At 71.9% G+C, this 11,020-nt stretch carries 11 protein-coding genes and 1 pseudogene; 6 read left to right on the forward strand and 6 right to left on the reverse strand.

Annotation, left to right across the window (positions count from 1 at the left end):
• Window positions 1-650 precede the first annotated feature (650 nt).
• A complete protein-coding gene (locus C1I92_RS31690; RefSeq protein WP_146605368.1) occupies window positions 651-893 on the forward strand; it encodes a hypothetical protein in 243 nt (80 codons plus the stop codon).
• Window positions 894-1,022: 129 nt separating this feature from the next.
• On the forward strand, window positions 1,023-1,991 hold the full coding sequence (locus C1I92_RS31695; RefSeq protein ID WP_111258621.1) for a C40 family peptidase: 969 nt from the start codon (window positions 1,023-1,025) through the stop codon (window positions 1,989-1,991).
• 153 nt (window positions 1,992-2,144) lie between these two features.
• On the opposite strand, the gene C1I92_RS35405 is transcribed toward C1I92_RS31695, so the two are convergent.
• From C1I92_RS35405 to qcrB, 5 genes are all read right to left on the reverse strand, one after another.
• A complete protein-coding gene (locus C1I92_RS35405; protein WP_267896780.1) occupies window positions 2,145-2,279 on the reverse strand; it encodes a hypothetical protein in 135 nt (44 codons plus the stop codon).
• Window positions 2,280-2,488: 209 nt separating this feature from the next.
• The gene (locus C1I92_RS31700) at window positions 2,489-3,130 is read right to left on the reverse strand and encodes a response regulator transcription factor (RefSeq protein WP_111258622.1); all 642 of its coding nucleotides are present in this window, start codon (window positions 3,128-3,130) and stop codon (window positions 2,489-2,491) included.
• Window positions 3,131-3,141: 11 nt separating this feature from the next.
• The gene (locus tag C1I92_RS31705) at window positions 3,142-4,671 is read right to left on the reverse strand and encodes a GAF domain-containing sensor histidine kinase (RefSeq protein WP_111258623.1); all 1,530 of its coding nucleotides are present in this window, start codon (window positions 4,669-4,671) and stop codon (window positions 3,142-3,144) included.
• A gap of 347 nt (window positions 4,672-5,018) precedes the next feature.
• A complete protein-coding gene (locus tag C1I92_RS31710) occupies window positions 5,019-6,296 on the reverse strand; it encodes a serpin family protein (RefSeq protein ID WP_111258624.1) in 1,278 nt (425 codons plus the stop codon).
• Between the two features lie 21 nt (window positions 6,297-6,317).
• The gene (qcrB, locus tag C1I92_RS31715; protein WP_111258625.1) at window positions 6,318-7,856 is read right to left on the reverse strand and encodes a cytochrome bc1 complex cytochrome b subunit; all 1,539 of its coding nucleotides are present in this window, start codon (window positions 7,854-7,856) and stop codon (window positions 6,318-6,320) included.
• Between the two features lie 99 nt (window positions 7,857-7,955).
• Here qcrB and C1I92_RS31720 point away from each other — a divergent pair, with 99 nt between their 5' ends.
• The 4 genes from C1I92_RS31720 to C1I92_RS31735 are packed head-to-tail and all read left to right on the forward strand — an operon-like array spanning window position 7,956 to window position 10,420.
• Window positions 7,956-8,339 (forward strand): polyketide cyclase / dehydrase and lipid transport, encoded by a 384-nt coding sequence (locus C1I92_RS31720; RefSeq protein ID WP_111258626.1) that lies wholly within the window; start codon window positions 7,956-7,958, stop codon window positions 8,337-8,339.
• 40 nt (window positions 8,340-8,379) lie between these two features.
• Window positions 8,380-8,826, forward strand: coding sequence for an SRPBCC family protein (locus C1I92_RS31725; RefSeq protein ID WP_111258627.1), 447 nt, complete (start codon window positions 8,380-8,382; stop codon window positions 8,824-8,826).
• Complete coding sequence (locus C1I92_RS31730) at window positions 8,823-9,758, forward strand: ROK family glucokinase (protein ID WP_111258628.1); 936 nt, start codon at window positions 8,823-8,825, stop codon at window positions 9,756-9,758. The genes C1I92_RS31725 and C1I92_RS31730 overlap by 4 nt, the downstream gene beginning before the upstream one ends.
• Window positions 9,755-10,420 carry an endonuclease/exonuclease/phosphatase family protein gene (locus C1I92_RS31735; RefSeq protein ID WP_111258629.1) on the forward strand — a complete coding sequence of 222 codons (666 nt, stop codon included), beginning with the start codon at window positions 9,755-9,757 and terminating at the stop codon, window positions 10,418-10,420. Before C1I92_RS31730 ends, C1I92_RS31735 begins: the two co-directional genes overlap by 4 nt.
• Window positions 10,421-10,742: 322 nt before the next feature.
• On the opposite strand, the pseudogene C1I92_RS34175 reads toward C1I92_RS31735, so the two are convergent.
• Window positions 10,743-11,020: pseudogene (locus tag C1I92_RS34175) on the reverse strand (hypothetical protein); the annotation flags it as partial.

Here is an 11,020-nt window from a genome sequence, read left to right on the forward strand (position 1 = left end):
GACGCGGGTCAAGTCCAAGCGCGGTGGGGTGCTGGGGGATTGTGGTTGGGGCGCTTGGACTTGACCCGCGTCACCGCGCCCCCGGTTCAACAGCATCAGGGGGGCCGCCCGGAAAATGGGCCTGGCCATAAGGCTCGCTGACCTTCTTGTCCGCTGGCCTCTCGCCGCCCGCTGTGGATGGCTACCGACTCCGCTGTCGTGACGGGTCGGCTGGCCGGCGGCGGCCGGCGGGCATTGTGAACGGCGGAGTCGGTAGCCATCCACCTGCGGCCCGTCAGCGGCCAGCGGACCTCACGCCGAGCGAGCCCGAAGGCCGGGGCCCCTTCTTCGGGTGGCTCCCTCCGAGTCTTGCCCCCGGTCGTGGAGCCGGGGGTCAAGTCCAAGCCCCTAGGCGCCGGACTTGAGGCCCGGCTCCACGACCGGACAATGGGCAAGCGAGGGGGCCACCCGAACGGCGCAGACCCAACCAACGGAAGCCCGGCGAACGAGACCCCCAGCCAACTGGCCCAGTGACCAGAGTGACTGCTGTGACAATTGAGGCTTGACCTGCGTCAACGCACCAGGAGCCCAGACCTTGTCAGACCCTGCCCGTACCTTCGTGATCAGCGGGGAGGAGGGCTCACCGCGAGAGCGTGAGAGTGAGGATGGTCATGCACATCGACTGCGATCGCTGCGAGATGCGCGGCCTGGCGTGTTCGGACTGCGTGGTGTCGGTTCTCCTTGGACCCATCGACAGCGAGTTGGGTGGTGAGGAGCGCGAAGCGCTCGGCGTGCTCGCCGAGGCGGGGCTGGTGCCCCCGCTGCGCCTGGTCGTGACGGAGGGCGACGCCGCGAGCAGAAATTCGGCCGAAACCACGTCGAGGGATTTGCGGGAGGCACGTGAGGCTGGCTAGGCTCCCGGCCCAGGTGCCTGTATCCCGCCCCAAGGAAGGACCAGAGTGCCTGAGCCAGGTGGTCACCCCCGCCGTCCGCGTCGCGCGCTTGTCGCCCTGTGCACAGCCGCCGTCAGCGTCACCGGGGGAATGACCCTCATCACCCAGAGCAACGCCGACCCGAAGCCCACGATCTCCGAGGTCAGGGAGCAGGTCGACGCCCTGTACCACCAGGCGGAGCAGGCGACGGAGCGGTACAACGCCGCGACCGACGAGCTCACCGAGGTGCAGCGCCGCATCGAGCGGGCGCAGGCGTCGGTCGACCGGCAGCAGGCGGCCGTCGACGCGGTGAGGGCGCAGATCGGCGCGTTCGCCGCGGCCAGCTACCGCTCCGGCGGCATCGTCGACCCGACGCTGCAGACGCTGCTGGCGGAGAGCCCCGAGGACTTCCTCGCGCAGTCGTCGGTGATCAACGCGTACGCCGGGCAGCAGGCCGACAGCCTCGCCGCCGCGGCCGACGTGACCCGCAGTTACGAGGCGGCCCGGCTGATGGCCGACGAGGAGAAGACTCGCCAGCAGGCCATCGAGGCCACGCTGGAGACGGAGAAGGCGACCGTCGAGCAGTTGCTGGCCGACGCGCAGGAGATCCTGGACCAGCTGGAGGCCGAGGAACAGGCCCAACTGGAGGAGGACCGCGAGGAGAACTCCGAGGTGCCGGACCGCGGTGAGGGCGACGAGGAGGAGACCCCGACCGACCCGCCGCCGGTGTCCGGTCGCGCGGGTGTCGTGGTCCAGTTCGCGCTGGCGCAGGTCGGCGACCCCTACGTGTGGGGCGGCGACGGGCCGGACGGCTGGGACTGCTCCGGACTGACGTCGGCCGCGTGGGCCGAGGCCGGGGTGAGCCTGCCGCGCTCGTCCGGCTCGCAGATCGGCGTCGGCACCCGCGTCTCGAAGAGCCAGCTCGAGCCCGGTGACCTCGTCTTCTACTACAGCCCCATCAGCCACGTCGGCATCTACATCGGCGACGGGCAGATCGTGCACGCCACCCACCCGGGCGACGTGGTGAGCGTCGACGACGTCGACCTGATGCCGTTCGCCGGCGCCACCCGGCCGGGCTGAGCCCTCCCGCAGCACACAGAAAGAGCCGGACACCAGAAAGGTGTCCGGCTCTTCTCACGTGCTGGCTCTCACGGACGAGTCACCCGTGACGCCGTTGTCACGAGCACTCGCTCCACCGGTTGCTCTCGCGGTGCAACCGCTGATCGTTCGACGTCAGCCGACGCTGATCGCGTTGGCCAACTGCCAGCTGATGAACCACGTGCCGGCCAGGATCACTGCGATCACGGCCAGCCGCATCAGAGCGCTCTCGATGCGCAGAGAACTCCGTTGCCGTAGTGCGTCACGCATGGTCGATCACCCCCGGAACTTCTCAACCTCAAACCGGCAGGAGAAACCGGCCTACATCCAGGATGAGGTCAGATCACTTCGGGGTCGATGGAGCGAGCGTCTACTTAAGTATCGACCGAAAGGAGGACGTGCGTCACACTCGGTGACCGAACGTCACTCAGTGTCACAGGAACCGTCCCGATGTCACGGAACCGCGTCCCGGTGTCACATTACCCGGACTGGGCCTCCTCATGGCGGCTCAACAGCCCAGCTCGTACCGCGGCCATGATCGCCTGGGCCCGGTTGGAGGCGTTGAGCTTGTCGTAGAGCTTCGAGACGTGCGTCTTCGTGGTCGACTCGCTGATGTACAGCTTGCGGGCGATGCTCGACACGCCGAGGCCGTCGGCGAGCAGGTCGAGCACCTCGCGCTCACGCCGGGTGAGCTGCGGCCCGGTGGGGTGCAGCCGCCGCTGCATGGCCTCGGCCAGGCCGTCGGCGACGAACGCGGACGGGGTGGCGGCGGCATGCCGGGCGGCGGCGACGACGTCGTCGCTGGGGGAGCTCTTCGGCACGAACGCCGACGCGCCGGCGTCCAGCGCGCCGAACAGGTGGTCGTCGCCGGCGTACATGGTGAGGATGACCAGGCCGATGTCGCCGCGGGTCTCCCGGAGTCGCTGCGCCAGCTCCAGGCCGCTGCCGTCCGGGAGGCGGATGTCGATCACCGCCACGGTCGGCTGGGTCGCTTCGGCCAGCTTCTGCGCCTCGGCGACGGTGGCGGCCTCGCCGACCACCGTGAATCCGGCGTCCCGCTCGAAGGCGCGGCGCAGTCCTTGGCGGATGAGCTCGTGGTCGTCCACGAGCATGACCGACATGGGCACGGTTGTTACCCCTCTCCATGAATGTTGCCGAGGGATACGTCGACGACCGTACCGCCCTCTGGCTTTCGTTCTCCGATGACGAGATTGGCGCCCACCCGCCGGGCCCGCTCCTGCATGATCTCCAGACCGTAGCGGCCGCGTGGCTGCTCCCGCATGCCCATGCCGTCATCGACCACACGAATCTGCGCATTGGGTGGGCTGACGGACACAGTGACCCACAGGTTCTTCGCCTTGGCGTGCTTGCGCACGTTCGTGATGGCCTCCTGGCCGATGCGCAGCAGCTCGGCCTCGACCTCCGGCCGCAGCCGGTCGTGCTCCTCCTGGTGCGCCAGGTGCACCTTGAGTCCCGCTTGGGTGCCCACCTGACGGGCGTAGGCCGACAGCGACGTGCCGAGGCCGCCGTCGTGGTCCAGGTCGCTGCGCAGGTCGAAGATCGAGTGCCGCAGGTTGGACAGGATCCGGGTGAGCTCCTGGCGCAGCGTGGTCGACAGCGACTTGGCGTCGGCGTCGGTGGTGCGGGCAATGAGGTCGTCGACGAGGTAGCCCAGCGAGGTCAGCTCCTGGGCGATGCCGTCGTGGATCTCGCGGGCCAGCCGGCGCCGCTCCTCGCGGGTGGCCAGCTCGCGCACCTCGTCGAAGAGCAGCGCGGTCTCCAGCCGCAGCGCCCCCTCGTCGGTCGAGCCGACCAGCAGCTGCAGCTCCTCCGACGACACCTGGTCCGGCACGTCGGCGACGATGACGCCCATCGTCCGCGACCCGACCCGCAGCGGCAACACGACGCGGTAGCCGCGCCGCCCGTTCGGCGTCCAGGCCGGTGTCTCGCTGCTCCACGCCTCCAGCACGACGGGGTCGCGCTCGGCGCCGAGCAGCCAGCCGTCGTCCTCGCCACGATGGGCGAGCGGGAACAGGTTGCCGCCCTCGCGCCGCACCAGCAGCGCCGCCCGGCGGACGGCCAGCGGCCCGGCGACGTTGTCGAGCAGGCCCTCCGCCAGCGTGCCGGGGTCGAGGCCGACGGACAGCCGGCGCGACACCACCCGCAGCTCCGACAGCAGCCGGTACGCCGCGGCGTAGCGTCCGCCGTCGGCGATCTGGATGCTGTCCAGCCGCAGCACCCACGCCCCGATGGCGCCGGTGGCGAAGATGATGACGACCCAGACCGAGACGCTGCCGAACGTGGGCAGCTCGATCAGGTTGCCCCCGGCGAGGATGTTGCCGATGACCAGGCCGATCGCGCCGGTGAGCGTGGTGATGGCGGTGCCCATGATGCTGCCGGCCAGCCCGGCGGCGAACGCCGGCACCAGCAGGTAGGGCAGCGCGAGGTACGCCTCGGGCAGCCCGAGCCCGACGATGATCGAGGCCAGCGCCATCTCCGCGGCCACCCGCACGCGCGTGCGGGGGAGGATCCGCTCGGAGATCGCCGCCGCCAGCGCGACCAGCGCCAGCGCGCCCAGCCACCACCAGTCGGTGACGACGCTGCGGGCCGACCCGGTCAGGGCGATGACGAGCGCGAGCATGCCGGGCCGCGCGACGGCCACGCCATGCCAGTGACGCTGGACGGAATCGGGAGCCCACACACTCACAGGCGGCAGTTTGCCGTAAAAAGCCGAACGGCGAGTTCCGAATCGCGGCATGTGCCCGTACTTCGAGACGTGAATTGGATCATGGAAACGTGATCCGGGCCACAAAACCGTCCGTTACTGGCAGTGACGGCTCGGAAACTGTCTGTGACGCTGTGACGCCATCTTCGTCTCGACTCGCGCGGGGGCCAGAAGTACGTTATAGGCCCGATTCGGCCGGTGCCATTGCGCCACCGAATCGGACATCGCGGGCTCTAGCCGCGGGCCTCGGCAGCACGGCGGCATTCTCGTCCGCCGTCGCTGGGTCAGCCGCGGGGGTCGGTCACCGCGCCGAGGAAGACGATGGCGCCGGTCTGGCTGTCGGAGATGGTGAACGCGAACGGCCGGTCCACCCGGACGCTCTGGCCGCCCGACATCCGGGTGACACCACCGGTGACGGCCGCGGCCTCGGTGCCGGCCTCGTCGACCCGGATGTAGGTCTTGTGCACGACCGACGAGAGCGCCTGCGGCTGTGGCGACATCGGCCGGAAGTCGGCCTGCTGGAACGCCGGGCCCATGCCCAGTGCCGTCAGCGCGTCGCCCAGGTCGGCGTCCCACTCCAGCTCGAACTTCGGCACCGCGACGGTCTGCAGCTCCTGCGGTGTCAGTGCGGCGACGGCGGCGGACCACTCGGCGGCGTCCAGCGACGACAGCAGCGCCGGCAGCCCGGCGTCGTCGTCGGGGAGCAGGATCTCCATGCCGTAGCGGCCGTCGGCGCCGTAGGGCAGTCGCAGCATCGAGTAGCCGTCGCGCTGGACGAACGGCAGCGTCTGCTCGCGCAGGACCATCAGCGGCACGTCGGCGGTGTCGCCGCCGGGCAGCGTGAACGACTGCGGCCGGGTGTCGGCCGGGTCGAACTGCGTGGTCCAGGTGCCGAGGAAGTACACCGCGTTGAGCAGCACCAGCGCCGCCTGCGGGTCGGGCAGGCCGAGGTCGGCGGCGATGCCGTCGATGCGGTCCTCGGTGTGCTCGCGCACCCACGCGTCGATCTCGTCGGCGGTCTCCTGAGCACCGAGGTCCGCCTCCTCGGCGGTCGCGCCGAACGAGTCGCGCACGAACGTCAGGTAGTCCTCCTCGAACGGCACGCCCTGCCGCGACCACAGCGCGTTGGCCGGCGCCAGCGTGACGTCGGTCGTGTCGGCGAGCTGGCGCAGCAGCGCGCCGACACGAACGTCGCGCGGGTCGTCCAGGTGCAGCGTCCCCGCCATCGCGGCCGCCGTCTCACCGCCCGCGCCGGCCAGCAGCATGGCCAGCATAGACGCGACGGAGACGGGAGAGGTGACGGTGTTCTCGTCGCCGTCGGTCAGCTGGCCGAGCAGGTCGAACCCGAACTGGTTGACCGACGCGGCGACGGTGCCTGCGTCGGCGGGCGCGAGGTCGGCGACGACGTCGATGCGCGGCGCCGGGCCCGGGTCGGCGGTGGACGTCGCGCCGCTGTCCGCGGCCTCGCCGCTGCCGCCGTCCTCACCGGCCGTGGTGGAGCCGCAGCCGGTGAGCAGCAGCGCACCGGCGAGCAGCGCGATGGCCGGGCGGGACAGCGACATGAGCGCACCTCCGAGGACGAGTCAAGCATGCTCCTTCCGTTGGACGTCCGCCGTGGCCGGCCGGTTGCCGGGAAGATCGGCGAAGTAGAACCGGGACGCCAGCGCCCGTCCGGCCCGGTGGTGCGGGTTCGGCACCCCGTGCGCGTCCACCGGCGCGCCCGCGCCCACCAGCTCCGCCCTCGGCGCCCGCCGCCGTGCCTCCGGCGCCGTCAGTGGCCGGTGCAGCTCGCTGAACCCGCCCTCGGCGTCGACGACGACGATGCCGGTCGCGTGTCCGTGCCGCAACTCCTCCAGGTCGCGAAGCCGCAGCCCCAGGCAGATGCGCTTCGCCGCCCAGAACGCCAGCGGCGGCGCCACGACGACGGCGACCTGCAGGAACCGGATCAGCGGCTCCAGCGGGACGTGCAGCAGCGTCGCGACGACGTCGCCGCCGCCCGCGATCCACAGCACCAGGTAGAAGGCCACGAACGCCGCCACCAGCCCGGTGCGCACCGGCATGTCCCGCGGCCGGTCCAGCACGGACGGGTCGCGCCGGTCGCCCGTCGCCCACTGCTCGAACCACGGGTACAGCGCCAGCGACGCCAGCAGCACGCCGGGCAGCACCATCACCGGGACGACGACGCTCAGCGTCAGTGTGTAGCCGAACACGTCGAGCTCCCACGGCGGCATCAGCCGCACCGCGCCGTCGAGGAAGCCGAGGTACCAGGGCGGACGGCTGCCGGCCGGCGCCTGCGCCGGGTCGAACGGGCCCCACAGCCAGACCGGGTTGACCTGCACGGCCGCCGCCATCGCGACGATGCCGCCCCAGAACGCCAGCACCAGCCCGCCCATGCGCACGGCGTACTGCCGCGGCGGGTCGCCGACCGGCTCCGCCGGCGAGGGGCGCCGCCGGTACCAGAGCAGCAGCCAGAGGCCGGCCAGCCCGATGATCAGCGCCGGCAGCACCCACACGTGCACGGTGTACAGCCGGCCGATCACCTGGTCGCCGGGGAACTCGCCGCCGAACACGATCCACGACAGCCAGGTCCCGACCACCGGCGCCGCGAGCAGGTAGCCCTCGGTGACCCGCAGCCCGGTGCCGGACTGCAGGTCGTCGGGGAGCGAGTGGCCGAGGTACGCCTCGACGATGCCCAGCACCAGCAGCCCGAGCAGCAGCAGCCAGCCGATCCGCCGGCGCCCGCGGAACCCGCCGCTGAGGAAGACCCGCAGCAACTGCGCCGACAGCGCGGCGATGAACACCAGCGTGGCCCACTGGTGCACCTGGCGCACCAGCAGCCCGCCGGGCACCTCCATCGAGATGCGCACCGTCGACTCGTACGCCTCGGACATCTGCACGCCCCGCAGCGGCGCGTACGACCCGTCGTACACGACCGGGCGCATCGACGGCTCGAACCAGAACGCCAGCAGGACGCCGGACACCAGCACGAGCAGGAAGCTCGCCACGGCCAGCGGCCCGAACAGGTCGCTCCAGCGCCGCGGGACGGCCGGCCGGGGCCGTTCGTGCCGGTCGGCGAGGCCGATCACCGCGGTGACCATCCGGTGGTTCGTCAGATCGCGCATGTCGCACTCCTTGCGATCGCTCCTACTACCTACGACCTGTTCGGGCCGCGGTTTGTGACATGACGTGGGTCACGTCCGGCAGCGCCGTAGGCTGCGGGAATGGCGCCGGCGATCGATCTCGTGGACGACACGTTCGTGGTGGCGGAGCGGGCCGAACTGGCCGCGCGCGTCCGCGACCCGGCGCTGGCCCGCGCCTGGTGGCCGCGGCTGACGCTCACCGTCGACGAGGACCGCGGCCTGGAGGGCGTGCGCTGGAGCGTCGCCGGCGAGCTGACCGGCAGCACCGAGCTGTGGCTGGAACGGTGGGGCGACGGCGTCATCGTGCACTGGTTCCTGCGGGCCGACCCGACCTCGCCGCGGGCCGACGCCCAGCGCCTCGCCCGCCGGTACACCGTCGCGTTCAAGGCGAGCGTCAACGAGCTGAAGGACCGGCTCGAACACGGACGACCGGCCGGCGTGCCGCGGCTGCCGCCGGCTCGATAGTCTGCGAACTCCGCCGTCCGGCTGATGGGACACTTCACACATGGCTGCGCAGACCACGTCGAGCATCGTCGTCGCCGCGACACCGGCCGCGATCATGGCCGTCATCGCCGACCTCGACGCGTACCCGGAGTGGACGGCCTCGGTCCGCGAGGTCGAGGTGCTGACGGTGTACGAGGACAGTGGGCGGCCGGCCGAGGCGAAGTTCGTCCTCGAAGCCGGGCCGATCAAGGACCGCTACACGCTCTCCTACGAGTGGGACGGCGACGACGAGGTCCGCTGGACCCTGGTCGAGGGCGGGATGATCAAGGAGCTGGACGGCTCGTACGCGCTGGCGGCCGTCGACGACTCGAGCACCGAGGTGACGTACCAGCTGACGGTCGACGTCGCGATCCCCATGCTCGGGCTGATGAAGCGCAAGGCGGAGAAGGTCATCATCGACACGGCTCTGAAAGAGCTGAAGAAGCGGGTCGAGGGAGTGGACGAGTGAGCCTCACCATCGGTGTCGACGTGGGCGGAACCAAGATCGCCGGCGGCGTCGTGGACGAGAAGGGCGTCATCGGGGCGCGGACCCGGCGCGAGACACCGTCGCACGACCCCGCGGCGATCGTCGCGACGATCATCGACGTGGCCAAGGACCTGGCCGAACAGCACGACGTCGAGGCCGTCGGCGTCGGCTCGGCCGGGTTCGTCGACTCGGCCCGGTCCCGGGTGCTGTTCGCGCCGAACCTGGCCTGGCGCGACGTCCCCGTCCGCGACCAGGTCGCCGCGGCCACCGGCCTGCGCACCGTCGTCGAGAACGACGCCAACGCCGCCGCCTGGGGCGAGTTCACCTTCGGCGCCGCCGAGGACATCGACGACATGATCCTGCTGACGATCGGCACCGGCGTCGGCGGCGGCGTCGTGCTGGACGGCAAGATCTACCGGGGCGCGCACGGCATCGCGGCCGAGCTCGGGCACCTGCGGCTGGTCCCCGACGGTCACCTGTGCGGCTGCGGGCTGCGCGGCTGCATCGAGGCGTACGCGAGCGGCACCGCGCTGGTCCGCGAGGCGCGCGAGGCGGCCAGCCTGCCGTCGGCGGAGCGGCTGCTGGAGCGGGCCGGCGGCGACGTCCACAGCATCACCGGACCCATGGTCACCGAGCTGGCCCAGGCCGGCGACGAGCTGTGCATCGTGCTGATCGCGGAGGTCGGGCGCTGGCTGGGCGAGGCGATGGGCTCGCTCACGGCGGTGTTCGACCCGGCGGCGTTCGTCATCGGCGGCGGCGTGTCCGAGGCCGGCGACCTGCTCATCCGGCCGGCCGAGGAGGCACTGCGCAAGCACACGACCGGCGCGGGCCACCGGCCGGAGCCGGAGGTGCGGGTGGCGACGCTCGGCAACGACGCCGGCATCATCGGCGCGGCCGACCTCGCCCGCGTGTGACGGGCGTCGCGCTGCGGGTCGTCAGCTACGACGTCCGCGGGCTGCGCGGTGACGCGCACGCCGTCGCCCGGGTGCTGCGGGATCTGGACGCCGACGTCGCGTGCGTCCAGGGGCTGCCGCGGGTCGTGCTGTGGCGCGGCCGGGCCGCCTCGTTCGCCCGGCGCGCGGACCTGCTGTACACCGCCGGCGGCGGCACCACCGGCGGGACGGCGCTGTTCACGGCCGTGCGGGTGGACCTGCGCGACGTCTGGGAGTACCGGCTGCGCCGCACACCCGGCCTGGCCCGGCGCGGCCTGGTGCTGGCCCGGCTGGAGAAGGACGGCGTCGCGTTCGCCGCGGCGTCGCTGCGGCTGGGCGCCGACGCGGGGGAGCGGGCCCGGCACCTGACGGAGATCACCGGCCTGGTCAACCGCCTCGACACGGCGACGACGGTGCTCGGCGGCGGGCTGGAGGAGCCGCCGACGGCGCCGACGTGGACCCGCCTGGCCTCGCAGTACACCGACGCCGGCGCGGACTCGACAGTGCCGACCGCGCGTGCCGGCCGCGTCGACGGCGTCTTCGTCCGGGGCGCGTCCGTGACCTCCTACCGCGTCGTCGACACCCCGGATGCCCGGGCGGCGAGCGACCACCTCCCCGTCGTGGCAGAGCTGACGCTCCCCTGAGCGGCCTTGGCACGCCGGAGCGCTCCACAAATCACGCAATTCGGGCACGGTTGGTGACGTTCGGGGTGCCAAGCGCGGCGCTGGGGCGTGCCAAGCGCCGCTCTGGGCCGCGGTGCATGAACGGGCGGCGGTCCCGGGATGGGCCTGGCAGGCTCCCGGCGTTGCGATCCCGCGCCGGGTAGCGCGGGACCTTGGCACGCCGGAGCGCTCCACAAATCACGGCAATTCGGGCGCGGTTGATGGCTTCCGGCGTGCCAAGCGCGACGCTGCGGCGTGCCAAGCGCCGCTCTGGGCCGCGCCGCAGAGCGGAGCTGACGTTGCGCTAGATGACGGCGCCGTCGTCGGGGTCGTTGGGGTGGTGGCCGCGCATGCGGGCGACCAGGGTGACGAAGCCGGCGACGAACGCGACGACGGCGAGGAAGACGATCTGGTCCGACGGGCGCCAGGACATGATCGCGACGATGATCAGCGCGATCGGCGGCACGATCACGCCGGCCCAGGCCAGCTGCTGGACGCGGTCGCCGCGGGGGATGGGGGCCGGCGGCGGCGGGACGAAGTGGTTGGCCGCCTCGTCGGCGGTGGCGTCGTCGATGCCGGGGC

The sequence above is a fragment of the Jiangella anatolica genome, assembly GCF_003236295.1.
Classification (GTDB): Bacteria; Actinomycetota; Actinomycetes; order Jiangellales; family Jiangellaceae; genus Jiangella; species Jiangella anatolica.